Genomic DNA, 23,227 nt, shown 5'->3' on the forward strand with positions numbered 1-23,227 from the left:
CGCGGATGATTAGCGCCGGTGTCCGCCGTGATGTCCGCCACCGTGATGTCCACCGCCGTGATGGCCGCCACCATGATGTCCGCCGTGGTGACGGTACCCGTGATGATGGCGGGGATAGACGTGCGGACGATGATGCCATCCGTGATGGCGCGGTCCGTAGCCATAGCCCGGTTGCCAGTAGCAGCGGCCCCAGCGATCGCAGACCTGGCGCACCTTGTCGACATTGGACGTTTCGCCTGCGATGTGGCTGGCCTGCGGAAGCCCGTTCGGCATCGCCGATGCCGCACCGGACGTCAACGCTGCGCTTCCGAGCGCGGCCAGTCCAATAATTGCAAGCTTGATATTCATTGAGATCTCCTTGGTTGAAGCCTGAAAACGTCCGTGTGGCCGCTTCGTTGCTGCGACAAAAAAGCCAGGCACATGCACTCGGTTCTGGCGACGCCGGTTCAACGCAGCAAATGCGGGAGTTGTGAGGTCGCTCGGTGCGCGGGCGACAATTGGCCGCGCGACAGAATGGCGACGGGTCGCGCTCGCATGCGCTGCATGAGATCTACAGCCTGAGCGTGAGCTGGAAAGGCCGGCGCAGATGTGCAACCGGGCGCCTGGATCACGAAGCCTTGAGAGGTGCCGAACGGTCAAAGAAAAAGCGCTGCCATCGCCGATGGCAGCGCTTCGATATCTTCCCGGTTCGACCGGCGCGTGGCGATCCCAATGACCGGTCGCGGCCGATCCGCTCGCCTTGGTCGATCGCGTTCGCGGTATCGCGATCGTACCTGTGCTACCGTTCAGTCTTCGTTGGCGGCGATCGATTCCATCAGCGACACCAGCTGGCGCTGCACGGTCTGATCCTTGATCTTGCTGTAGGCGCGCAGCAACCGGAGGCTGAACGCGCTGTCGAGGAACAGCAGGCTCTCAACTTCGCGGGCCTTGTTGTCGCCGTCGTAGAAGAAGGTCACCGGCACGTCCAGCGCGGTCGCGATCTGCTGAAGGCGGGCGGCGCCGACGCGGTTCACGCCCTTCTCGTACTTCTGGACCTGCTGGAAGCTGACGCCCAGCTTGTCGCCGAGTTCCGCCTGCGAGATCTTCTGCTCGACACGGCGCAGACGAATCCGCTTGCCCAACTCAATGTCCGGCTTGCCGGCGCTGCGCTGCTTCATCTTCTTTGCTGCTGATCTGTTCATTCTTGTGACCCGTCCTTCAAATCGAGAATCCCTGGCCCGGTCGGGTCAGGGACACGTTCATGATGTACCGCGTTAAGCTCGAGTGGATCGTCAGTTCGTCTGAACGACGAAATCCAAGAAGATCGCGGGATGGTATCCAAACGCAGATGTGCATCGGAAGCACCCAAGTACCGACTCGGTCGACTACCTGAAGTCGACCGCGCCAAGGTGTCTATCGACACCCCGCCCTCTACATTTGGCAAAATATTGACCAAACCACAACTAGCGCGAGTTTGATCGACACAGATTTTGCGCGCATGCTTACTGGGCGGCATTGCACTCGCCCGTAGTTCTACGGGCAGCCAATATTGTACGAGCGTCCTAGTATGGATGCAACCCCAGCTAGTGCATCCTGAGGTCGCGGCGACGGTCTGCGGTTGCTTGACGGAAGCGCCGCCAATGCGAAAAGTTTGACGTAAGTCCAAGTCAGGCTTTCGGAATGTTGCTGGACAATTGCCTAAAAGTTCTGAATCATCGGGAACAATTGTGCGCCTACGGAAAGCCGGCGAACTCTGGCAGGAGAGGCCAAATGAAGCGGAAGAGGGGAACACCTCGACTCTACCTCGCGGCTTCGGGAGTGGAAGATATGCCGGTCGCAAATACGGAAGAACGGTTGCTGGCGCTGCTGGCAACCCTGGAAGAATGTCAGGCATTTCTGACTGACCGGGCGAACACGGAAACGGCGCGGCTGTTGTCCCTTGCCATCCTCGAGCTGCGGATGGAGCTGCACAAGGTGACGGATTCCGAGTTGAAGGCGCTGTGTGACATGATCGCGTCGGACGAGCCGGTACAGGAACCGGCAACCAGGCAGTTGCCGCCGTATCTGCGGCTGATCAAGTAAGCCGGCGCCCCGCGCCATGCGCGGGACGCCGCCGCCCAGCATCGCGTGGCTCAGCCCGCGGTGACGTCGACCGCATCAGCGCCTTCGAGCACGCGACGGGCCTTGTCCCGGTCCAGGTCGCCTTCCCATGCTGCGACCACGACGGTGGCGACGCAGTTGCCGATCAGATTGCCGACGGCGCGCGCCATGCCGATGAACCAGTCAACCGAGAGCACCAGCACGAGGCCGATCGCCGGGATGCTCGGCACGGCGTTGAGCGTCGCCGCCAGGATGACGATCGCCGAGCCCGGCACGCCATGCGCGCCCTTCGAGGTGATCAGCGACACGCCGAGCACGAGCAGCAGGTCGCCGAACGACAGCGGCGTGTTGGTCGCCTGCGCGATGAAGACCACTGCCAGCGTCAGATAAATCGAGAACGCGTCGAGGTTGAACGAATAGCCGGTCGGAATCACGAGGCCGACCACCGAATCCTTGACGCCGAAATGCTCCAGCTTGCGCATCACCTGCGGCAGCACCGCGTCGGAGGATGCGGTGGCGACCACGATCATCAGCTCCTCGCGCAGGTAGCCGAGGAACTTGAGGATATTGATGCCGGCAAGCGCCATCACCCCGCCGAGCACGCCGAGCACGAAGATCGCGACCGAGACGTAGAACAGCGCCACCAGCGACAGCAGCTGTTTCAGCGAGCCGACGCCGTATTTGCCGACCGTGTAGGCGACGGCGCCGAGCACGCCGATCGGCGCGAAGCGCACGATCAGGCCCATGGCGCGGAACAGCACGGTGGAGACCGCGTCGATGAACGAGGAGATTTTCTCGCCCTTCTCGCCGCCGACCAGCGCCAGGCTGACGCCGAAGATGATGGCGAAGAACAACACCTGCAGCACGTCGTTGCGCGACAGCGCGTCGAACGAGGTGCTCGGGATGATGTTGAGCAGGAAGCTGCCGATGCCTTCGCCCTTCAGCTTCTGCGCATTGCTGGCATAGCTGCCGAGCGCCTTGGCATCCAGCGTCGAGGTATCGATGTTCATGCCGTGACCGGGTCCGAACAAGTAGGCCAGGATCAAGCCGACCACGAGCGCGACCGTCGTCATCGCCTCGAAATACACCAGCGCCTTGACGCCGACGCGTCCGACCTTCTTGAGGTCGCCGGCGCCCGCGATGCCGTGCACCACCACGCAGAACACAATCGGCGCCACGATCATCGAGATCAGTTTCAGGAAGGCATCGCTGAAGATCTTCAGCCCGATCGCGAAATCGGGTGCGGCCATGCCGATGATGATGCCGAGCAGTAGCGCGACGAGCACCTGCACGAACAGCGATGTGTAGAGCGGCTTGCGTGCAACTGTAGCGTCCGCGGCGATGGTCGACATGAACTCCCCCTGTTTTTGGCCGGTGTTCTTGCCGGCCGATCCCGCCCCATCTTAGCAACTTGCGTGCCAAGATGTCGCAGGATTGGGGCCATTTGCCCGGTCATTCGCCGGTTTCGAGGGTGCAGGTCACCGTGTAGACGACGCCGTGGGGCAGGAAATCCACCGTGGCCTCGCCGCCGAGCTGGTCGCGGGCGCTGCGCTCGATCAGCCGGGAGCCGAAGCCGCGCTGCACCGGCGCCGCGACCGGTGGGCCGCCGGCCTCCGTCCAGATCAACCGGAGCATCGGTCCGGGGCCGTCCGCGAGGATCTCCCAATCCAGGGTCACCGTGCCGGTGTCGTTGGACAGTGCGCCATATTTGGCGGCGTTGGTCGCCATCTCATGCAGCAGCATCGACAGCACCAAGGCAAGCCGGGGCGACAGCGGCACGCGCGGCCCGAACATCCTGACCCGTTCGGAGGCGTTCAGCAGATAGGGCCGCAGCACGCGGCTGACCACATCCTGCAGGTCGGAGCCCTGCCATTTGTCGGTGGAGAGCAAATTGTGCGCCTCGGCGAGTGCGCCGAGCCGTCCCTCGAACTTGTCGCGCTCGGCGCGGCTCGCGCTGCGGAAGGTCTGCGTGGCGATCGATTGCAGGATCGCCAGCGTGTTCTTGACGCGGTGGTTGAGCTCCTCGATCAGCAGGTCGTGCAGCATCTCGCCGCGCGCGATCGTGGTCGCCATCCGCACCGCAAAGCCGAGGCCGACCAGCAGCAGGACGCCGCCGATCACGCTGGTGATCGCAAGCGAACGCCACAGCGGCGCCACCAGCGAGTTCTCGGCGATCCCAGCGGCGACGGTCCAGCCGGTGACGCGCGACCGGGTGAAGCCCGTGATCAGCGCCACACCTTCGAGCGAGACGGTCGGCAGTGTCGCCTCGCTGCGGCGGAACATCTCGGCAAACAACGTTGGCGAGGCGCGCTGTCCGATGGTTGCCTGCGGATTCGGCACGCGAGCGAGGTTGACGCCGTCGCCGTCGAAGATCGAGATGGTCCAGTCCTGGTTCAGGCGCTGCCGCTCGATCATGGCCTGGAAGACCTCGATCGGCGGGCTGAAGGAGATGTCGTACAGCACTTCGCCGTCGCGGATCACCGGCACCTCGACCGTGATGATCAGTTGCTGCTTCACCTCGCCGAAGAACAGGTTGGAGTATTGCGGCTGCCGCGTCGTAAACACCTTCTCGACGATCTCGAGATTGTTGCGCGGCGGCAGGCTCGCGGTGTCCGGCGTCAGCGAGGAGAACGCCTGGCGTCCGCTGCGGTCGGCCACCAGCACCACGCCGTCCTTGCCGTACTGGTCGAGGAAGCCGGCCGCGACGCGGCGGAAGTTGTCGAAGTCGCTGTTGCGCAGCGAGTTGGTCAGCGCCAGCACCTGCAGCCCGCCGGTCATGCGCTGCATTTCCGCATCGAGCAGCAGGCGGATGCTGCGCGCCGTCTCCAGCACGCGCTGCGTAGCCGCCTGACGATCTCGCTGGTAGTTGTGGAAGACGATCCCGACCGCGAAAACGATCAGCGGCAACATCGTCCCCGCGACCAGAAGCGCGAGACGCACTGGCAATGTCAGTTTCGGCACGAGGTCCCCGGGTCGGTGCCCGTTTGCGGTGAGCTTAGGGGAAGCGGGAAAAGTCCGCCAAAGGAAATGGCCGGCAATCGGAAAAATTCCGCGGCGCACACCGTACGCCGCGGAAGAACTTTTGGTCAGAGATTGCTCTCGGTGATCGCGGCGTAGACCATGGTGCGCAGCTCGCGCCGCAGCGGATAGGCGCTCGAGGGCAGCACCTGGGTCATGAAGATCGTGATCAGCTCTTCGGCCGGATCGATGAAGAACGACGTCGTCGCGGCGCCGCCCCAGTTGAATTCGCCCGGGCTGCCCGCGATCAGCGTCTGCGCCGGGTGCATGGTGACGGCGAAACCGAGGCCGAAGCCGATGCCGTTATAGGCGGCCTCGGCGAACATCGAGCGCGACATCGCCGGCAGGTCGACGCCGCCGGGCAAATGGTTGCTGGCCATCAGCTTCAGCGTCTTCGGGCCGAGCAGCCTGACGCCGCCGAGCTCGCCGCCGTTGAGCAGCGCGCGGCAGAAGGTCAGATAGTCGGCCGCGGTCGAGCACAGCCCGCCGCCGCCCGAGACCAGCGAGGGCGGCGACAGGAACGAGCTGGAGGCCGGATCGTCCTGCAGCGTCAGCGTGCCCTTGCGCTCGGCCGCGAGCGGGTTGAAGCCGCCTTGCGGGTCGGCGGAATAGCAGGCGGCAAAGCGGTGCGCCTTGTCGGCCGGCACGAAGAAGTCGGTGTCGTTCATGCCGAGCGGTTTGAAGATGCGCTCCTTCAGGAACTGCTCGAACGGCATCCCTGAAATCTTGCCGACGAGATAGCCGAGCACGTCGGTGGAGACCGAGTAATTCCAGGCTTCACCCGGCGAGAACTCCAGCGGGATCTTCGCCAGGTCCTCGATCATGCTGTCGAGCGTGCCGGCCTTGATGACCTCGCCGATCTTCTTCTCGCGATAGGCGGCGTCGACATTGGAGCGCTGCTGGAAGCCGTAGGTGAGGCCCGACGTGTGGCGCAGCAGGTCGACGATCAGCATCGGCCGGGTCGGTGGGCGGGTCAGGAAGGCGGGCGCGGTGCCGGCGACGAACACGCCGAGGTTCTTCCACTCCGGAATGTATTTGGCGACCGGCTCGTCGAGCGCCACCTTGCCTTCCTCGACCAGCATCATGAACGCGACCGAGGTGATCGGCTTGGTCATCGAATAGATGCGGAAAATAGTGTCGTCCTTCACCGGCACCTTGCGTTCGAGATCGGCAAAACCCTGGACGGTGGAATGCACGATCTTGCCGCGGCGGTAGACCAGGACCTGGGTGCCGGGAAAGCGGCCGGAATCGATGTAGCGGCTCTTCAAATGCGCTTCGAGGCGGTTGAGGGCGGTGGTCGACATTCCCGCGGATTCGGGCGAGGCAGGCGTGGGAGCTAACATCGGGCATTTTCTCCGGCTGGCGAGGCAGCCTTGATAGCCGAAAAGTGTCCGCTGCAGCAATCGGCCGCCGCTTACCGGCACCGGGCCGGTAGTGTACGGTCGCCCTGCAATCACGCCCTCAAGGGATACGGGAAACGCCGAGATGACCCAGTTCAACGAAACCGAGCTCACCACAGCCGTCATCCGTAGCTTCGACCAGACGCCCGATCCGCGGGCCAAGTTCCTGCTGCAGGAACTGGTGAAGTCGCTGCATGATTATGTGCGCAAGACCGATCTCACCTTCGAGGAATGGGACCACGCCATCGGCTTCCTGACCCGCACCGGGCAGAAGTGCACCGACATCCGCCAGGAATTCATCCTGCTGTCCGACGTGCTCGGCGTGTCGATGCTGGTCGATGCGGTCAACCACAGGGATCGCGACGGCGCGACCGAGACCACCGTGCTCGGCCCGTTCTATGTCGGCGAGCACAAGGTGACGCCGCACGGCACCGACGTTTCGGCAAGCCTGTCCGGCGAGCGCATGTTCGTGCAGAGCCGCGTCACCGATCTCGACGGCAAGCCGCTGGCCAATGTGCCGGTCGATATCTGGCACGCGGACGACGACGGGTTCTATGACTCGCAGAAGCCGAGCTATGCCACCGAAGGTCCGTCGTCGCGGGCGCGCTTCATCACCGACGCGGACGGCCGCTTCTTCTTCCGCACCATCGTGCCGTGCAGCTATCCGATCCCGACTGACGGTCCGGTCGGGCAGATGATCACGCAGACCAACCGTCATCCGATGCGGCCGGCGCATATCCACTTCCTGGTCAACGCCAAGGGCTATGAGCCGCTGATCACGCACGTGTTTATGGAAGGCGACAAATACATCGATTCAGATGTCGTGTTCGGCGTGAAGGACGAACTGATCGCCAAGGTCGAGCAGCGCACCGATCCCGTGATGCCCGATGGCCAGCGGTCGGATGGCCCGTGGAGCCTGATGACCTACGAATTTCGCGTGAAGCCTGGCGGCGGAATGGCGCCTGCGCCGCTCGGCACCAAGGTCGCCGAAAACGCCTGATCACCGTCGTTCAAGCGCTCTGCCCAATTCATGTGCGGCGCACAAGAATTGGGCGGATCGCATTTTTTGGCAGCGCACGGAGACTCCGCGCGCGATGCGACAAGCTGCGCAAAACATTGCGATAAAATCGATTTTTGCACTGCGGTAGCTTGGCACAAGGCTTGAATAGTCATGTGCCGACGCCATTGAAGCCGTCCCTCGAGGCCACCCCATCGGATTTCTGACGCCGCCAGTCCGGGGCATCCCCGGTGCATGCCCTTTTGCGCCCTGCGCGCGTCGCCACCCGACGGACGGTGCTCGACGCAAAGACGCAACACCGTAATGCAACGACGCAAAGGACGACCGATGACCAAGCCCAGCAACAAGCCCCCAGGCCGCGCGATCAGCCGTCGCCAGCTCCTGAAGGCCACCAGCGGCGCCGCCGCGCTGCTCGCCGCAGCCAAGCTCAACTTTCCCGCCGGCGCATTCGCGCAAGGCGCCGGCCCGGAAGTGAAGGGAGCCAAACTCGGCTTCATCGCGCTCACCGATGCTTCGCCGCTGTTCGTCGCCAAGGAGAAGGGCATCTTCGCCAAATACGGCATGCCCGATGTCGAGGTGCAGAAGCAGGCCTCCTGGGGCACCACGCGCGACAATCTCGTGCTCGGCTCCGAGGGCAACGGCATCGACGGTGCGCATATCCTGACCCCTATGCCGTATCTGATCTCGGCCGGCAAGGTGACGCAGAACAATCAGCCGACGCCGATGTACGTCATGGCGCGGCTCAATCTGAACGGTCAGTGCATCTCGGTCGCCAAGGAATATGCCGATCTCAAGGTCGGCATCGACACCGCGCCGTTCAAGACGGCGCTGGAGAAGAAGAAGGCCTCCGGCAAGTCGGTGAAGGCCGCGATGACCTTCCCCGGCGGCACGCATGATCTGTGGATTCGCTACTGGCTCGCCGCCGGCGGCATCGATCCCGACAAGGACATCGAGACCATCGTGGTGCCGCCGCCGCAGATGGTGGCGAACATGAAGGTCGGCACGATGGATTGCTTCTGCGTCTGCGAGCCGTGGAATCTGCAGCTGATCCATCAGGAGATCGGCTACACCGCGATCACGACAGGCGAGCTCTGGGACAAGCATCCGGAGAAATCGTTCGGCCTGCGCGCCGCCTGGGTCGACAAGAATCCGAAGGCCGCGAAGGCGCTGCTGATGGCGGTGATGGAAGCCCAGCAATGGTGCGAGAAGGCGGAGAACCGCGAGGAGACCGCCGCGATCTGCGCCAAGCGGCAGTGGATCAACTGCCCGGTCGAGGACATCACCGATCGCATGAAGGGCAAGTTCGACTACGGCACCGGCCGGGTGGTCGAGAACTCGCCGCAGCAGATGCGGTTCTGGAAGGATAACGCATCTTACCCCTACCAGAGCCACGACCTCTGGTTCCTCACCGAGGACATCCGCTGGGGCAAGTATGAGGCGGGCTTCGACACCAAGGCGCTGATCGCCAAGGTCAACCGCGAGGATCTCTGGAAGGAGGCCGCCAAGGAGCTCGGCGTGCCGGCATCGGAGATTCCAACTTCGACCTCGCGCGGCAAGGAGATCTTCTTCGACGGCAAGGTGTTCGATCCCGCCGATCCCGCCGCGTACCTGAAGTCGCTGTCCATCAAGCGTGTCGACGTCTGAGTTGAGCCCATAGGGCCGCACGTTGCGCGGCCCGTTCTTCGACCACGGAGATAGTCTGTCAATGTCGATGCCTGCCATGAAGACCGATATGTCGGCGGTGGCGATTCCGCCGGCCGCTGCCGCGGCGCCGGTCGTGACCATGACGCCGAAGCGCGCGCCGCGTGCCGAAACCTACGCAAAGATGGCGAAGGAGGCCGCGGCGCGCGTGGTGCCGCCGCTGATCGTGGTCGCGTTGCTGCTGGTGGTGTGGGAGCTGATCTGCCGGCGCGCCGGCTCCAGCCTGCCGCCGCCTTCAAAAGTGTTCAAGGACACCAGGGAGCTGATCCTCGATCCGTTCTTCGACCATGGCGGCATCGACAAGGGTCTGTTCTGGCATCTCTCCGCCAGCCTTCAGCGCGTCGCCTACGGCTATTCGCTGGCGGCGATCGCGGGCATCGCGCTCGGCACGCTGGTCGGCCAATCGGTCTGGGCGATGCGCGGGCTCGATCCGCTGTTCCAGGTGCTGCGCACGATTCCGCCGCTGGCCTGGCTGCCGCTGTCGCTCGCGGCATTCCGCGACGGCCAGCCCTCGGCGATCTTCGTCATCTTCATCACCTCGGTGTGGCCGATCATCATCAACACCGCGGTCGGCATCCGCAACATTCCGCAGGACTACCGCAACGTCGCCGCCGTGGTGCAGCTCAATCCGCTGGAGTTCTTCACCAAGATCATGATCCCGGCGGCTGCGCCCTACATATTCACCGGCCTGCGCATCGGCATCGGGCTGTCGTGGCTCGCGATCGTCGCCGCGGAAATGCTGATCGGCGGCGTCGGCATCGGCTTCTTCATCTGGGATGCGTGGAATTCCTCGCACATCAGCGAAATCATCCTGGCGCTGTTCTATGTCGGCATCATCGGCTTCGTGCTCGACCGGCTCATTGCTGGGCTCGGCAAGATCGTGACCCGCGGCACGGCTGCGAACTGAGGAGGACCAGTCATGCAGGCCTATCTGAAGCTCGATCACATCGACAAGATTTTCACCCGCGGCAGCGCCACTACGGAGGTGTTGAAGAACATCAACCTGACCATCGAGAAGGGCGAATACGTCTCGATCATCGGCCATTCCGGCTGCGGCAAGTCGACCCTGCTCAACATCGTCGCCGGCCTTACCGGCGCCACCAATGGTGGCGTGCTGTTGGAGAACCGCGAGGTCAACGCGCCGGGGCCGGATCGCGCCGTGGTGTTCCAGAACCACAGCCTGCTGCCGTGGCTGACCGTCTACGAGAACGTCAAGCTCGGCGTCGACAAGGTGTTTGCCAGGACCAAGAGCCCGGCCGAGCGCGACGCCTGGGTGATGCACAATCTGAGTCTCGTGCAGATGGCGCATGCCAAGGACAAGCGGCCGAGCGAAATCTCGGGCGGCATGAAGCAGCGCGTCGGCATCGCGCGTGCGCTCGCGATGGAGCCGAAGGTGCTGCTGCTCGACGAGCCGTTCGGCGCGCTCGACGCGCTGACCCGGGCGCATCTGCAGGATTCGGTGATGGCGCTGCACCAGAAGCTCGGCAACACCATCCTGATGATCACCCACGACGTCGACGAGGCCGTGCTGCTGTCGGACCGCATCGTCATGATGACCAACGGCCCGAGCGCACGGATCGGCGAGGTGCTCGAGGTGCCGCTGGGGCGTCCGCGCAAGCGGCTCGAGCTCGCGACCAATCCCGGCTACCTGAAGTGCCGGCAGCGCGTGCTCGAATTCCTCTATGAGCGCCACAGCTTCGTCGAGGCGGCATGAGTAGCGCCTCGCTCACGTGAGACCTTTTTCTTCCTCGCCGCAATGGCGCGGCGAGGAAGCTGCGTGCACGGAGGCACACATGACGGAAGACCAGGTCAAGCTCGTCCAGGAGACCTTCGCCAAGGTCGCACCAATCTCGGAGCAGGCGGCGGTCATCTTCTATGACCGTCTGTTCGAGGTCGCACCCGGCGTCAAGGCGATGTTTCCCTCAGATATGACCGAACAGCGCAAGAAGCTGATGGGAACGCTTGCCGTCGTCGTCAATGGATTGAGCAATCTGCCGTCGGTGCTTCCCGCCGCGAGCGCGCTCGCCAAGCGCCATGCCGGCTATGGCGCCAAGCCCGAGCATTATCCGGTGGTCGGCGGCGCATTGCTGTGGACCCTGGAGAAAGGCCTCGGCGAAGCCTGGACGCCCGACGTCGCCGCCGCATGGACCGCAGCCTACGGCACGCTGTCCGGCTACATGATTTCCGAAGCCTACGGCAGCGCGCAGGCGGCGGAGTAAGGCGGCTGGCTCCGCTTTGAGCGCAAGCTCTATCCGCGTCATTGCGAGCGAAGCGAAGCAATCCATACCTCGATTTGTCGAGAGATGGATTGCTTCGTCGCTTCGCTCCTCGCAATGACGATGGGGACGTTTGGCCGCTCAGTTGATTTCCTCTATGGTCCCACCGTTCCGCCAACGGGTGAACCCAAAAAAATGATGTTCCTGGAAACGCCGCCGAAACTCGTCCCGACCGAGATCTTCTCCGCCGTGCCGGCCGAATTCCGCCGCAAGGTGGCGAGCGAATGGGCCGACGCCAACCGGCCCGGCGTGGTGACCGACTGCTTCATCGAGGGACCGTCGTTCGATGTCGCTGGCAATCTCTACATCGTCGACATTCCGTTCGGCCGCATCTTCAGGATCGCGCCGGACAAGTCATGGACGCAGGTCGCCGAATATGACGGCTGGCCGAACGGTCTGAAGATCGATCCGATGGGTCGCATCCTGATCGCCGACTACCGGCACGGGTTGATGGAGCTCGATGCCAGATCGGGCGAGGTCACGCCGCTGCTGCGTTCGCGCAATTCGGAATCGTTCCGCGGCTGCAACGATCTGCACATGGCCTCGAACGGCGACATCTATTTCACCGATCAGGGCCAGACCGGGCTGCACGATCCGACCGGCCGGGTCTATCGTTTGAAAACCAGCGGGCAGCTCGACTGCCTGATCGACACCGGCATCAGCCCGAACGGGCTGGTGCTCGATCCGCACGAGGCGGTGCTGTTCGTCGCCATGACGCGCGACAATGCGGTGTGGCGCGCGCCTTTCATGAAGGACGGCAGCATCTCCAAGGTCGGCCGCTTCTGCTCGCTGTTCGGCCCGAGTGGGCCCGACGGCATGACGATGGACAGAGCGGGGCGGCTGTTCGTCGCCCACGCCTCGCTCGGCCACGTCTTCGTGTTCGCGCCGAACGGCGAGTGCATCGCGCGGATCAAGTCCTGCGCCGGGCAAAGCTGCACCAATGTCGCAATCGGCGGCGCCAACCGCGACCGGCTCTACATCACGGAATCGGTGACGGGCACGGTGCTGGTCGCCGATATCAGCGGGCTCGGCTAGGCTGCGACACGCGGCCTTTCCGGGAATGGCGATTCGTACAGCCAAGCCAGCTTGTCGCAGAACTTCTCGAGGTTGGTCTCGCGGATGAGTTGATTGCGCAGCAGTGCGTGTACGCCGGCCGGATGATAGACGTGAGTGCCGAGCTCGCGGGCCTGAAGCTGCACCCGCGCCGTACGCATCAGCCGAACCTGTCGGTATTTCTCCAGAGCCTGTTCGAAGCGATCCGGCATCTCGCCCAGCAGCTCGGCGAGCCAGACCGCGTCCTCCAGCGCCATGCAGGCGCCTTGGGCAAAGTATTGCAGCATTGGATGCGCGGCGTCGCCGAGCAGCACCGCGCGCCCGTCGACCCAGCGCTCGGTGGGATCGCGATCGCAGGTCACCCAGGCCTTCCAGTCCTTGCCGTGGTGGATGATTGCCTTGGCGCGGGGATGGACATCGCGAAAGCCCTCCAGCACCTCCTCATGGGTCACGGGCCTGGCGGCAAACGCTTCCGCTGGATCGTTGTGGCAGGTGATTGCGAGGTTGAACACCTTCCAGCCCGACAACGGGTAGTGCACCAGATGGCACTTGGCGCCGGCCCATAGGGTCGCGGCATTCCAGCGCAGATCCTCCGGCATCTGTTCGGTCGGAATCACCGATCGATAGGTGGTGTGGCCGGCGATGCGCGGTGGGCCGTCGTCGACCATCTGCTGGCGAATGCGTGACCTGAGCCCGTCGGCGCCGATCAGCAGGCAGCCTTCGATGCGCTCGCCGGATTTGAGCCGCGCGACGACCGTCTCGCCGTCCTGGTCGTATCCGACCACGTCGCAATCGCTACGCAAGGTGATGCCTGGATGCGCCTCGCAGGCGCGCAGGAAGATGCCATGCAAATCGCCGCGATGCACCACCGCATAGGGATTGCCGAAGCGCTGGCGGAAATAGCTGGTGAGATCGATGCTGGTGATCTCCTCGGCGGAGATCGCGTCCATCAGTCGCAACTGATCGATGAACACCGCAATCGAGCGGGCGGCATCGCCGAGATCGAGATGGTCGAAGGCGTGGAAGGCGTTCGGTCCGAGCTGGATGCCGGCGCCGATCTCCTGATAGCGCGGCGCGCGCTCCAGCACGGTGACCTGGAATCCCCTGCGGGCCAGCGCGACCGCCGCGGCCAGTCCGCCGATGCCGCCGCCTGCAATGATGATCGGATCCCTGCGCATGTCCTCTCCCTGAGTTTGTGGCTCTATTTCCTCGGTATCTTGCGCTGGCGGCCCGCGCTGCCTTTGGCGTCGCGCTTGACGTCGACCTTGGGCTCGTGCGTTTCTTTCTGCATGGCCGCTGCAGGTACCTCGATCAGGCCGGCCTCGACCTCTTGCTCGAGCCGATCGAGATTCTTGTAGAGTTCGACCAGCACCTGCTTGAGCTCGGCCGCTTCCTTCGCCGACATCGCGCCGGTTGCGACTTCCTCATAGTGTTGGGCGATCGGCATCAGCCGGGAGGCCAGCTCGGCGCCCTTGGGCGTCAGCGCGACCTGAAGGCTGCGCTGGTCGTTCTCCGGTCGGTCGCGCGTCAGCAGCCCGGCGCGGCTCATCTCGGCCACGATGCGCGACAGCGTCGAGACGTCGGCCGACGTCAGCTCGGCGATCTCGCCGAGCCGCAGCGGGTGTCCTTGCTCAGAAAGCGCGGCGAGCACGCGGTACATCGGCAGCGTCAACTTCTCGTGACGGATGACGCGGACGAAGAGGTCTCCCATCCGCACGCCGAGCCGGGCGAGCAGATAGGGCAGCGAATTTGAAAATCGGTACATGGGCTTAGGTCCGGGCTTAGTTCCTGGCAGCAGACGTCCGCCCGGAATAGCCGCCGGTCTTCGCACCGACAACAGTTGCATCTCAATCATTTGCATGTGCAACTTTATCATTGACAAATATTTGGACCGGATGTTTTGTCCTGTCAACACGGAAACGAGGCACGAGCCGGAAAGGACGACGCCATGCAGGGAAAGATCGCGCTGGAAGAGCACTTCGCCATCGAGGAGACGGTTCGCGACAGCGCAGGCTTCTCGCCCGCCGACGACTGGGTCGAGCTCAAGGCCCGGCTGCTCGACATCCAGGACCGCCGTCTTGCCGAGATGGATGCGCACGGCATCGAACTGATGCTGCTGTCGCTCAACGCGCCGGCGATCCAGGCCATTCCCGACCGCAACCGCGCGCTCGAACTGTCGCGCCGCGCCAATGACTTTCTGGCCGAGCAGGTCGCGCGGCGGCCGCAGCGCTTCCAGGGCCTGGCCGCGCTGCCGATGCAGGACCCGGAAGCCGCCGCACGCGAGCTCGACCGCTGCGTGAGCGCATTGAAATTCCGCGGTGCCCTCGTCAACGGCTTCAGCGAGGTCGAAGGCCACGACGGCGCTGTCTATTACGACCGCAAAGAGTTCTGGCCGTTCTGGTCCGAGGTCGAGCGTCTCGACGTTCCGTTCTACCTGCATCCGCGCAATCCGCTGGCGAAGGACGCCGCGATCTACGAGGGGCATCGATGGTTGATAGGGCCGACCTGGGCGTTCGGCCAGGAAACCGCGGTGCACGCGCTGCGCCTGATGGGTTCGGGATTGTTCGATGCCTATCCGCGGCTGCAGATCATCCTCGGCCACATGGGCGAGGGCCTGCCGTATTCGATGTGGCGCGTCGACAACCACAACAAGTGGATGCGCGCCCAGAACGTCTATCCGGCCAAACGCAAGATCGCGGATTACTTCCGGGAGAATTTCTACATCACGACGTCAGGCAATTTCCGCACCCAGGCGCTGATCGACGCGATGCTCGAGATCGGCGCCGACCGTATCCTGTTCTCGGCCGACTGGCCGTTCGAGAACATCGACCATGCCGCCGAGTGGTTCGACACCGCGACCATCGCCGAAGGCGACCGCACCAAGATCGGCCGCGACAACGCCCGCAGCCTGTTCAAGCTCTAAGACGCGTGATTTCAACCTGCCGCAGAGCAGGGCGCAGCATCAGTTGCAATGGAGGAAACCGTGAGCACTTCGCCAGACATCGACGTGCATGAGGAGTTGTCCGGTGCGGCCGTCGGCCGGCTGCACATCCTCCTCGGCATCCTGATCACGCTCATCACGCTGTTCGATGGTTATGACACGTTCAATCCGGCCTATGTCATCCACTACGTGGCAAAGCCCTGGGGACTGTCGCCGAGCCAGGCGGGACTGCTGGTGAGTTCGGGCCTCGTCGGATTCCTGTTCGGGGCGGTCGGTCACGGCACGGTCGCCGACCGGCTCGGCCGGCGCGGCACGCTGCTGGCGGGCCTGTGGATCGTCAACGTCTTCACGTTGCTGACCGCAACGATCGGCAGCGATTTCTGGAGCTTCTGCGCGCTGCGCTTTGCGACCGGCCTCGGTCTCGGCGTGCTGTTGCCGCTGGGCACGACCTTCGTCAACGAGCTGGCGCCGCGCCGCGTCAGCAACGCATTTTCATTGTGGGGCGTCACGCTGGGCTGGTCGCTGGGCGGTGTCTGTGCCGGGCTCGTCGGTGTCTATCTGACGCCGCATTACGGCTGGCAGATCCTCTATTACCTCGGCGCGCTATCGATCCCGCTGACCTTGGTCGCGCACGCGGTGCTGCCTGAAAGTCCGCAATTCCTGGCGGCGCGGCGCCGCACCGAGGAGTTGCGCGCATTGCTGGCGCGGCTTCGCCCGGAACGGGCCGCGGTCTATCGCAGCGCGAGCTTCGTCTCCGGCGATGCCGGCAGCGTGCCGAACCCGATTGCAGCGCTGCTGAGACCGCGCTATCGCCGCGTCTCGCTGACGATCTGGATCACCGCGTTCCTCAGCCTGTTCGCGATCTTCGGCCTGACCGGCTGGATCCCGACCGTCATGCAGAAGCGCGGCGAGACCTTTGCCGCATCGTTCGGCTTCGGCGCGCTGATGCAGGCGATGTCGTTCGTCGGCGGGCTGACGCTTGCGATGCTGGCCGACCGCAAGATGTCGCTGACGCCGCGCTACCTCGCAACATGGTGGCTGACCGGCGGCATTGCCGTGCTGGCGCTGGTGTTCGTCAGCGGTCACGGCGTCAATCTTGCGATCGTCGCCATCGCCGGGTTCTGCATCATCGGCGCGCAGCACGTGCTCAACAACTTCACCGCGGGCTCGTATGAGACGTTGCTGCGCGCCAGCGGCGTCGGCATGGAATTGGGTGTCGGCCGGGTCGGCGCGATCCTCGGGCCTTATGTGATCGGACTGCTGCAGCAGGTGACCGGCGGTCCGGACATCGTGTTCTGGGTGATCGGCGGTGCGGCGATCGTCGGCGCCTTCGCGATCGGCTCGCTTGGATGGGCCGCGGCGGCCCGGCCCGCGGTCATCGACACGGCACCCGCGGAGTAACGATCGACACGAAAGGAAACCTCTGATGTCCAATTCTACCCATACGGTCGCGAATGCCGGCGCAGCACGACTGCCGGAATCCCTGGTGCTGCTGTTTGCCCGGCTGGCGATCGCGCCGCTGTTCCTCTACAGCGGCATCGGCAAGATGACGGCCTTTTCCGTCACCGCCGGACGCCTCGGCGGCGCCGACGGCATCGGTGCGGTCCTTGCGGCCGGTGCGACCGCGGTCGAGCTCGGCTGTGGCATCGCGCTCGTGCTCGGCCTGTACGCGCGCCGGGCGGCCGCCATCCTGTTCCTGTTCACGATCGGCGCGACGCTGATGTTCCACAATTTCTGGGCCGCGCCGGAAGCGCAGGTCGTCACCCAGACCATCAACTTCCTGAAGAACCTTGGCTTGCTCGGCGCACTCGCGATGATCGCGGTCTACGGGCCCGGCAGCTATGCCGTCAGTGCGGGCGCGCGACCGGGGGCAAGTTCCTGGTTGTGATCGTCACAGCGGCAAAGCTTGCGCCGGTTCACGCACCTGCGCTGGAGCGAAGCACGCCGTCGCTTGGCGCGATGGACAGCAGCCAGTCGCCGAACACCTGCTCGGCTTGCACGGCAATCGGCCTTGCCAGCGCCAGCGTCGTCGCGCGCAGCTCGGGAATCGAGATTTTCACTGCCGACAACTCGACGGCGTGGCCGACATACCATTCCTCGAGCTGCCGCGGATCGGCCTCGAGATGGAATTGCAGTGCGAGTGCGTTGCGGCCCCAGGCGAAGGCCTGGTTCTCGTAGTTGCCGTTCGAGGCCAGCCGCACGGCATCCATGGGCAGGTCGAAGGTGTCGCCGTGCCAGTGCAGCACCTTGCTGTGGAGGTTGCGCAGGCAGGATGATTTGCCGTCAGCCGTTAGGTCGATCGGGCCCCAGCCGATTTCCTTGACCCTGCCCGGGAACACGCGGCCGCCCAGCGCCTGCGCCATCAGTTGCGCACCGAGGCAGATGCCGAGCGTCGGCAGTCCGCGGCGCAACCGGTGCTCCAGCAGCGCAAGCTCGGTCGAAAGGAACGGATAAATGTCGGTCTCATAGACCCCGATCGGCCCGCCCAGCACGATCAGGAGGTCTGCGTCGCGAATCGCGCGATCGGAGAGGTCGTCGACCGGCGCGTCGCAGAACGACACGCTCCAGCCGGCACGCTCCATGATCGGGGCCAGCAGCCCGAGGTCCTCGAACGCCACATGGCGGATGGCAATGGCGGAGCGGGGTGGTCGCATCGGCAACGTCCAGTCATTTCGCTATATAATCTCAAATATAGCGCGGCGGATCGCGACGAGTCCAGCCGCCGCGGCACAGGGCTGATCAGCGATCGGAATGCATCTTCTCGAGAAAATCCTTCACGCCGCTGACGGCGCCGGTATTCGAGGCGACATAGCCGGGGAGTGCGCCCACGGCCTTGTGAAACTCGCTGCTCTTCATGATGTCGAGCACCCGCTGCATCGGCTCGGTCTCGAGGAATGCGCGCTTGCAGACGAAGAAGTAATCTTCCGTGAGCAGGCGGATGAAATCGAGGCCGAACTGCCGTGCGGCGGCCTCGACGCCAAAACTCGCATCCGCCATGCCGCTTGCGACATAGGCGGCGACCGCGGCATGAGTGAACTCCATGTGCTGGGCGCCGTTAATCCGGCTTTGCGGGATCTTGTGCAGCGTCAGCAATTGATCGAACAGCAGCCTTGTGCCGGAATCATGGTCGCGGTTGACGAAGCGGGCCTTGCGCTCGACCAGGTCCTTCAGCGACGTGATCTTCAGCGGGTTGCCGCGCTTGACCATCAGGCCCATCTCGCGCGTGACGAAATTGATCACACGGTCCTCGCGCGGGTCGAGCCATTCCCGGCAGGCCTTGATGCCCCGCGCGCGGAGTTCGCCGTGCGGCAGATGCACGCCGGAAAGATCGCAGGCGCCTTGCGCCAGCGAGACCAGCGAGTTCTGGTTGCTGACGTAGCGGAGATCGACGCCCACGCCGCCTTCGCGATCGAGGAATTCGCGCAGCTTGGACACGGCAAAGCCGTGGCTGGCATGGACGCGGATGACCTGCGGCCGTTGCTCGAGGAACGGCTTGATCTCGGTGACCAGTTCCTGCGCGAGGTTCTCGAGCTGCAACCCGAGCCGCGCCTGCATGCGCTCGCCGGCCCACACCAGCCTCTCGCCGAATGGTGTCAGCTTCGAGCCCTTGCCGCGCTGGGTCTCCACCAGCGGCACGCCGAAGAATCCGGACCATTGCTCGATCAGATTCCAGACATGGCGATAGGACAGCTGCGCATCGCTGGCGGCGCTGGTGATCTTCCCGGTCTTCCTGATCTCGTTGAGGATGCCGAGCATCACGACCGCGGTCTGCGGTGAATTCTCTTTCCGAAAGCGCCAGACGGTTTCGATCTCGATCTGCAGCATCGTGGTCACCACTTATGAAGTGGATTTCATATCCTGGTATACCAATAGGCACAAGATATCATATTTACTGCGCATCAAAGCCTCCTACGTTGAGCCACAACACCAGGAGGAAATATGATGTCAGTTGCATATGACTATGAACGCGACGCCCGCGCCCCGACCGTTCGGGACGAATTGCTGCTGATCGATGGCGCCCGCGTCCGCTCGCTGTCAGGAAAGACCTTCAAGTCCCTCAATCCCGCCACCGAGCGGGTGATCGCTGTCGTCGCCGAAGGCAATGAGGCGGATGTCGACCGCGCGGTCGCCGCTGCACGCCGCGCCTTCGAAGGTCCGTGGCGCACCATGCGCGCTGCCGAGCGCGGCCACATCCTCTTGAAATGGGCCGAGCTGCTGAAGCAGCATGCCGATGAGATCGCAGCGCTGGAAAGCCTCGATGCCGGCAAGCCGATCGCGGGGGTACTGCGGCAGGATTTTCCCGCCGCCATTGATACGCTGACCTATTACGCCGGCTGGGCCGACAAGATCAGCGGCGATGTGGTCTCGACGCGCGACGACGCGCTGACCTACACCGTGCGCGAGCCGGTCGGCGTGGTCGCGGCGATCGTGCCGTGGAATTTTCCGCTGATGATCGGCATGTGGAAGCTCGCGCCGGCACTGGCTTGCGGCTGCACGGTGGTGATGAAGCCGGCCGAGCTGACCTCGCTGTCGGCGCTGCGGATCGGCGAGCTTGCGCTCGAAGCGGGGCTGCCGAAGGGCGTGCTCAACATCGTGACCGGCCCCGGCCGCGTCGTCGGCGACGCGCTGGTCAATCATCCCGATGTCGACAAGGTGACGTTCACCGGCTCGCCCGGCGTCGGCCGCGGCATCATGAAGGGCGCCGCAGGCAACTTCAAACGGGTCTCGCTCGAGCTCGGCGGCAAGTCGGCCAATGTGATCTTCGACGACGCCAATCTCGAGGCCGCCGCCAAGGCGGCGGCGGCCGGCATCTTCTTCAATGCCGGGCAGGTCTGCTCGGCCGGCTCCCGCGTGCTGGTGCAGGAGAACGCCTATGATGAGGTGGTCGAACGGCTGGTCGCTCGTGCCGAAGCCTTGCGCATCGGCGATCCCGCGGACCGCGCCACGGCGCTCGGGCCTGTGATCTCCGAGAAGCAGATGCGCTCGATCCTCGATTATGTCGAGATCGGCAAGAACGAGGGCGCGCATCTCGCCACTGGCGGCGAACGCGTCGGCGACCGCGGCTATTTCATCAGCCCCGCGGTGTTCGCCAATGTCGCACACGAGATGCGGATCTCGCAGGAGGAAATCTTCGGTCCCGTCGTCAGCGTGATCAAGTTCAAGGACGAGGCCGATGCGCTGCGCATCGCCAACGGCACCGCCTACAGCCTCGCTGCCGGCGTCTGGAGCGCCGATATGGGCCGCGTGCAGCGCTTCGCCAAGAAGGCCTGCGCCGGCACGGTGTGGATCAACACCTACGGCTACACCGACGTGCGGTTGCCGTGGGGCGGCGAACGCGACTCCGGCCTCGGCCGCGAGCACGGCACCGCCGCGCTCGACAATTTCACCGAGCCGAAGGCGGTGTGGATGAATCTCAACGTGTGACCGCGCGTAACGCGAGCAACACGGGCGCGGATCGGAGGATCCGCGCCGTTGGGATTGCGCGAGAGGGCGCAACATATTCGCCGTCGGCCCGGCGAAGGCCGGGACCCATAACCCCAAATCTACGTTGTTGGACTACGCTGGGGCCGCAGCAACCTTCACAACTGACTTTTGTGGTAATGGGTCCCGGCCTTCGCCGGGACGACGATGAAGAGACATTGTCACTCGTTTGCACTATCGTTCGGCGTGGGGCGAGCTAGAACGAGGCGATCGTGCAGACAAGAAAATTCGGCTACAACGGCCCGCAGGTCTCGGTGATCGGGCAGGGCACCTGGTATCTCGATCGCGGTGACCGCAAGGCGGCGATCGCTGCGCTGAAGCGCGGCATCGACGCCGGCATGACGCATGTCGACACGGCCGAGATGTATGGCGACGCCGAGCTCGTGATCGCGGATGCCATCGCCGGCCGCCGCGACGAGCTGTTCCTGGTCTCGAAGGTGCTGCCGAGCAACGCCTCGCGTCGCGGCACCATCATCGCCTGCGAGCGCTCGCTGAAGCGGCTGAAGACCGATCGCCTCGATTGCTATCTGCTCCACTGGCGCGGAACCACCCCGCTCGCCGAGACGGTCGCAGCGTTCGACGAATTGATCGCGGCCGGCAAGATCCGCTCCTGGGGCGTCAGCAATTTCGACGCAGACGATCTCGATGAACTGCTCGATGTCGTGGGTGAGGGCAAGATCGCCTGCAACCAGGTGCTCTACCATCTGCGCGAGCGCGCCATCGAGCACGCCGTGATCCCGTGGTGCGAGCAGCATGGCGTGGCCGTGGTCGCCTACTCGCCGTTCGGCCACAATGATTTTCCCGCGCTATCGAGCAAATCAGGCGCGGTACTGCAATCGATCGCGCAGGCGCACCAGGCGACGCCGCGCCAGGTCGCGCTGAGCTTTCTCACGCGGCTGCCGTCGGTGCTCGCGATTCCGAAGGCGTCGAATGCGGACCACGCGGCGGAGAATGCCGCGGCGGGAACGCTCAAGCTCACCAGCGACGAGATCGCCGCGCTCGACGCGGCGTTCCCGCGCGGGCCGAAGCCGCGCTCGCTGCCGATGCTGTAATTCGCGGGATTCACTGGAAGCTCGGCTCCACACAGTTCTTAACAAACTGTTGCAGTTGCGGCCGCGCGCAGGCTGCGGCGGGCGGTCGCGCACGCTGCTGCATATCGGAGTCCCGTTTTCGGGCATTGTTCTTACGGCGGAATTGGCGTTCTGTACGAACAGCGATTCCCCTTATTTCGCCTTCGAGATTGCCGTGACACCGCCCCCCGCCGTAGCCGCCAGGCTGGACAGCGTTCCTCTTGCATTGCCCGCGAAAACATCTGTTGCCCGCAAGGCGCCGGCCCGCACCGACCGGCCGTTCAAGGGCATTGCGCTGATTCTGCTGTCGACGGTGTTTTTGGGCACCTCCGACGTCACCGCGAAATATCTGTCGTCCTCGCTGCCCTCGATCGAGATCGCCTGGATCCGCTTCCTGGTGTTCGCGCTGATCATGACGCCGGCGATGCTGCCGGGAACGCCGCTGTTCGCGTTGCGCAGCAGCCGTCCCGGCCTGCATGTGCTGCGCGGCGCCGCGCTGCTCGGCTCGTCCCTGATCTTCATCACGGGGCTCGGCTTCCTGCCGATCGCCGAGGCCTCAGCCACCAGCTTCGTCTCGCCGCTGTTCGTCACCGCACTGTCGATCGCTTTCCTCGGTGAGAAGGTCGGCATGCGCCGCTGGATCGCAACCGCGGTCGGCCTCGCTGGTGTGTTCATCATCCTGCGGCCGGGCACCAGCGCCTTCCATCCCGCGGCGGTCTTTCCGATCGTCTCGGCGCTGGCCTGGGCCGGCACGCTGATCCTGACTCGCATGATGAGCGGCAGCGAACGTCCGATCACCGTGATGACCTATTCGTCGATCGTCGGCGTCGCCATCGTCAGCGCGCTGGTGCCGTTCGTTTGGGTCACGCCGAGCTGGCACGACATCATGTTCGGCATCCTGATCGGCGTTGCGTCCACCGTCGGACAGTGGATCGTGGTGCTTGCGTTCCGCTACGGCGATGCCTCGGTGCTGGCGCCCTTCTCCTACACGCAGTTGCTCTGGGTCAGCATCCTCGGCATCCTGATCTTCGGCGAAGTGCCCGACCGCTGGACCATCCTCGGCGCCGGCTTCATCGTCGCCTCGGGCCTCTACACCGCGCACCGCGAGCGCATGCGCCGCTCGCAATTGGTGGCGGTGGCCAGCGAGCCGTCGCCAAACGCCTGACATCGCGTATCCATTTTACAACAGC

Annotated in this window: 22 protein-coding genes; 13 read left to right on the top strand and 9 right to left on the bottom strand. The window is 64.3% G+C overall.

Annotation, left to right across the window (positions count from 1 at the left end; all coding sequences use genetic code 11):
- Positions 1-9: 9 nt before the first annotated feature.
- Together ACE103_RS12835 and ACE103_RS12840 are read right to left on the bottom strand one after the other, a co-directional pair.
- Positions 10-348 carry a hypothetical protein gene (locus ACE103_RS12835; protein ID WP_375779720.1) on the bottom strand — a complete coding sequence of 113 codons (339 nt, stop codon included), beginning with the start codon at positions 346-348 and terminating at the stop codon, positions 10-12.
- 437 nt (positions 349-785) lie between these two features.
- Entirely contained in the window at positions 786-1,181 is a 396-nt protein-coding gene (locus tag ACE103_RS12840) for a helix-turn-helix domain-containing protein (RefSeq protein WP_016844123.1), read from the bottom strand.
- Between the two features lie 568 nt (positions 1,182-1,749).
- On the opposite strand from ACE103_RS12840, the gene ACE103_RS12845 reads away from it, so the two are divergent.
- On the top strand, positions 1,750-2,061 hold the full coding sequence (locus ACE103_RS12845; protein ID WP_143046883.1) for a hypothetical protein: 312 nt from the start codon (positions 1,750-1,752) through the stop codon (positions 2,059-2,061).
- A 50-nt stretch (positions 2,062-2,111) separates the two neighbouring features.
- Here the strand turns inward: ACE103_RS12845 and ACE103_RS12850 are convergent, their stop codons facing one another.
- The 3 genes from ACE103_RS12850 to ACE103_RS12860 form a co-directional block, all read right to left on the bottom strand.
- Positions 2,112-3,431, bottom strand: coding sequence for a dicarboxylate/amino acid:cation symporter (locus tag ACE103_RS12850; protein ID WP_223968112.1), 1,320 nt, complete (start codon positions 3,429-3,431; stop codon positions 2,112-2,114).
- 100 nt (positions 3,432-3,531) lie between these two features.
- Positions 3,532-4,989: a sensor histidine kinase gene (locus ACE103_RS12855; RefSeq protein ID WP_375781099.1), complete on the bottom strand. Its 1,458-nt coding sequence runs from the start codon at positions 4,987-4,989 to the stop codon at positions 3,532-3,534.
- A 176-nt stretch (positions 4,990-5,165) separates the two neighbouring features.
- Positions 5,166-6,440, bottom strand: coding sequence for a serine hydrolase domain-containing protein (locus tag ACE103_RS12860; protein ID WP_375779721.1), 1,275 nt, complete (start codon positions 6,438-6,440; stop codon positions 5,166-5,168).
- 142 nt (positions 6,441-6,582) lie between these two features.
- Between ACE103_RS12860 and ACE103_RS12865 the strand changes: the two genes are divergently transcribed.
- The 6 genes from ACE103_RS12865 (at position 6,583) to ACE103_RS12890 (ending at position 12,527) form a co-directional block, all read left to right on the top strand.
- Complete coding sequence (locus ACE103_RS12865; protein WP_375779722.1) at positions 6,583-7,497, top strand: intradiol ring-cleavage dioxygenase; 915 nt, start codon at positions 6,583-6,585, stop codon at positions 7,495-7,497.
- Positions 7,498-7,842: 345 nt separating this feature from the next.
- Positions 7,843-9,159 (top strand): CmpA/NrtA family ABC transporter substrate-binding protein, encoded by a 1,317-nt coding sequence (locus ACE103_RS12870; protein ID WP_375779723.1) that lies wholly within the window; start codon positions 7,843-7,845, stop codon positions 9,157-9,159.
- Between the two features lie 61 nt (positions 9,160-9,220).
- Positions 9,221-10,123: a nitrate ABC transporter permease gene (gene ntrB, locus ACE103_RS12875; protein WP_375779724.1), complete on the top strand. Its 903-nt coding sequence runs from the start codon at positions 9,221-9,223 to the stop codon at positions 10,121-10,123.
- 12 nt (positions 10,124-10,135) lie between these two features.
- Positions 10,136-10,930, top strand: a complete 795-nt coding sequence (locus tag ACE103_RS12880; protein WP_375779725.1) for an ABC transporter ATP-binding protein — start codon at positions 10,136-10,138, stop codon at positions 10,928-10,930.
- Positions 10,931-11,009: 79 nt separating this feature from the next.
- Entirely contained in the window at positions 11,010-11,435 is a 426-nt protein-coding gene (locus tag ACE103_RS12885; protein ID WP_375779726.1) for a globin family protein, read from the top strand.
- Positions 11,436-11,627: 192 nt separating this feature from the next.
- Positions 11,628-12,527, top strand: a complete 900-nt coding sequence (locus ACE103_RS12890) for an SMP-30/gluconolactonase/LRE family protein (protein WP_375779727.1) — start codon at positions 11,628-11,630, stop codon at positions 12,525-12,527.
- On the opposite strand, the gene ACE103_RS12895 is transcribed toward ACE103_RS12890, so the two are convergent.
- Together ACE103_RS12895 and ACE103_RS12900 are read right to left on the bottom strand one after the other, a co-directional pair.
- The gene (locus tag ACE103_RS12895; protein WP_375779728.1) at positions 12,524-13,723 is read right to left on the bottom strand and encodes a 3-hydroxybenzoate 6-monooxygenase; all 1,200 of its coding nucleotides are present in this window, start codon (positions 13,721-13,723) and stop codon (positions 12,524-12,526) included. The genes ACE103_RS12890 and ACE103_RS12895 overlap by 4 nt on opposite strands.
- A gap of 23 nt (positions 13,724-13,746) precedes the next feature.
- On the bottom strand, positions 13,747-14,310 hold the full coding sequence (locus ACE103_RS12900) for a MarR family winged helix-turn-helix transcriptional regulator (protein ID WP_375779729.1): 564 nt from the start codon (positions 14,308-14,310) through the stop codon (positions 13,747-13,749).
- A 183-nt stretch (positions 14,311-14,493) separates the two neighbouring features.
- On the opposite strand from ACE103_RS12900, the gene ACE103_RS12905 reads away from it, so the two are divergent.
- The 3 genes from ACE103_RS12905 to ACE103_RS12915 are packed head-to-tail and all read left to right on the top strand — an operon-like array spanning position 14,494 to position 17,374.
- Entirely contained in the window at positions 14,494-15,468 is a 975-nt protein-coding gene (locus ACE103_RS12905) for an amidohydrolase family protein (RefSeq protein WP_375779730.1), read from the top strand.
- Positions 15,469-15,528: 60 nt separating this feature from the next.
- On the top strand, positions 15,529-16,887 hold the full coding sequence (locus ACE103_RS12910) for an MFS transporter (protein ID WP_375779731.1): 1,359 nt from the start codon (positions 15,529-15,531) through the stop codon (positions 16,885-16,887).
- A gap of 25 nt (positions 16,888-16,912) precedes the next feature.
- Positions 16,913-17,374 carry a DoxX family protein gene (locus ACE103_RS12915; protein WP_375779732.1) on the top strand — a complete coding sequence of 154 codons (462 nt, stop codon included), beginning with the start codon at positions 16,913-16,915 and terminating at the stop codon, positions 17,372-17,374.
- A gap of 28 nt (positions 17,375-17,402) precedes the next feature.
- Here ACE103_RS12915 and ACE103_RS12920 read toward each other — a convergent pair whose 3' ends face one another.
- Positions 17,403-18,140: a glutamine amidotransferase gene (locus ACE103_RS12920; protein WP_375779733.1), complete on the bottom strand. Its 738-nt coding sequence runs from the start codon at positions 18,138-18,140 to the stop codon at positions 17,403-17,405.
- Positions 18,141-18,225: 85 nt separating this feature from the next.
- Positions 18,226-19,311 carry a substrate-binding domain-containing protein gene (locus ACE103_RS12925; protein ID WP_223968251.1) on the bottom strand — a complete coding sequence of 362 codons (1,086 nt, stop codon included), beginning with the start codon at positions 19,309-19,311 and terminating at the stop codon, positions 18,226-18,228.
- Positions 19,312-19,428: 117 nt separating this feature from the next.
- On the opposite strand from ACE103_RS12925, the gene ACE103_RS12930 reads away from it, so the two are divergent.
- The 3 genes from ACE103_RS12930 (at position 19,429) to ACE103_RS12940 (ending at position 23,202) form a co-directional block, all read left to right on the top strand.
- Positions 19,429-20,910 carry an aldehyde dehydrogenase family protein gene (locus tag ACE103_RS12930; protein WP_375779734.1) on the top strand — a complete coding sequence of 494 codons (1,482 nt, stop codon included), beginning with the start codon at positions 19,429-19,431 and terminating at the stop codon, positions 20,908-20,910.
- A 269-nt stretch (positions 20,911-21,179) separates the two neighbouring features.
- Entirely contained in the window at positions 21,180-22,019 is an 840-nt protein-coding gene (locus tag ACE103_RS12935; protein WP_375779735.1) for an aldo/keto reductase, read from the top strand.
- A gap of 193 nt (positions 22,020-22,212) precedes the next feature.
- Positions 22,213-23,202 carry a DMT family transporter gene (locus ACE103_RS12940; protein ID WP_375779736.1) on the top strand — a complete coding sequence of 330 codons (990 nt, stop codon included), beginning with the start codon at positions 22,213-22,215 and terminating at the stop codon, positions 23,200-23,202.
- Positions 23,203-23,227: the final 25 nt, after the last annotated feature.

The sequence above is a fragment of the Bradyrhizobium sp. ma5 genome (genome assembly GCF_042258955.1).
Lineage (GTDB): Bacteria > Pseudomonadota > Alphaproteobacteria > Rhizobiales > Xanthobacteraceae > Bradyrhizobium.

Excerpts from the sequence above, each read along its gene's own strand:
- ACE103_RS12850 (WP_223968112.1), bottom strand. The coding sequence starts at position 3,431 with ATGTCGACCATCGCCGCGGACGCTACAGTTGCACGCAAGCCGCTCTAC.
- ACE103_RS12900 (WP_375779729.1), bottom strand. The coding sequence starts at position 14,310 with ATGTACCGATTTTCAAATTCGCTGCCCTATCTGCTCGCCCGGCTCGGC.
- ACE103_RS12905 (WP_375779730.1), top strand. The coding sequence starts at position 14,494 with ATGCAGGGAAAGATCGCGCTGGAAGAGCACTTCGCCATCGAGGAGACG.
- ACE103_RS12915 (WP_375779732.1), top strand. The coding sequence starts at position 16,913 with ATGTCCAATTCTACCCATACGGTCGCGAATGCCGGCGCAGCACGACTG.
- ACE103_RS12855 (WP_375781099.1), bottom strand. The coding sequence starts at position 4,989 with ATGTTGCCGCTGATCGTTTTCGCGGTCGGGATCGTCTTCCACAACTAC.
- ntrB (WP_375779724.1), top strand. The coding sequence starts at position 9,221 with ATGTCGATGCCTGCCATGAAGACCGATATGTCGGCGGTGGCGATTCCG.
- ACE103_RS12920 (WP_375779733.1), bottom strand. The coding sequence starts at position 18,140 with ATGCGACCACCCCGCTCCGCCATTGCCATCCGCCATGTGGCGTTCGAG.
- ACE103_RS12930 (WP_375779734.1), top strand. The coding sequence starts at position 19,429 with ATGTCAGTTGCATATGACTATGAACGCGACGCCCGCGCCCCGACCGTT.
- ACE103_RS12845 (WP_143046883.1), top strand. The coding sequence starts at position 1,750 with ATGAAGCGGAAGAGGGGAACACCTCGACTCTACCTCGCGGCTTCGGGA.
- ACE103_RS12870 (WP_375779723.1), top strand. The coding sequence starts at position 7,843 with ATGACCAAGCCCAGCAACAAGCCCCCAGGCCGCGCGATCAGCCGTCGC.
- ACE103_RS12880 (WP_375779725.1), top strand. The coding sequence starts at position 10,136 with ATGCAGGCCTATCTGAAGCTCGATCACATCGACAAGATTTTCACCCGC.
- ACE103_RS12885 (WP_375779726.1), top strand. The coding sequence starts at position 11,010 with ATGACGGAAGACCAGGTCAAGCTCGTCCAGGAGACCTTCGCCAAGGTC.
- ACE103_RS12840 (WP_016844123.1), bottom strand. The coding sequence starts at position 1,181 with ATGAACAGATCAGCAGCAAAGAAGATGAAGCAGCGCAGCGCCGGCAAG.
- ACE103_RS12835 (WP_375779720.1), bottom strand. The coding sequence starts at position 348 with ATGAATATCAAGCTTGCAATTATTGGACTGGCCGCGCTCGGAAGCGCA.
- ACE103_RS12860 (WP_375779721.1), bottom strand. The coding sequence starts at position 6,440 with ATGTTAGCTCCCACGCCTGCCTCGCCCGAATCCGCGGGAATGTCGACC.
- ACE103_RS12895 (WP_375779728.1), bottom strand. The coding sequence starts at position 13,723 with ATGCGCAGGGATCCGATCATCATTGCAGGCGGCGGCATCGGCGGACTG.
- ACE103_RS12925 (WP_223968251.1), bottom strand. The coding sequence starts at position 19,311 with ATGCTGCAGATCGAGATCGAAACCGTCTGGCGCTTTCGGAAAGAGAAT.
- ACE103_RS12890 (WP_375779727.1), top strand. The coding sequence starts at position 11,628 with ATGATGTTCCTGGAAACGCCGCCGAAACTCGTCCCGACCGAGATCTTC.
- ACE103_RS12865 (WP_375779722.1), top strand. The coding sequence starts at position 6,583 with ATGACCCAGTTCAACGAAACCGAGCTCACCACAGCCGTCATCCGTAGC.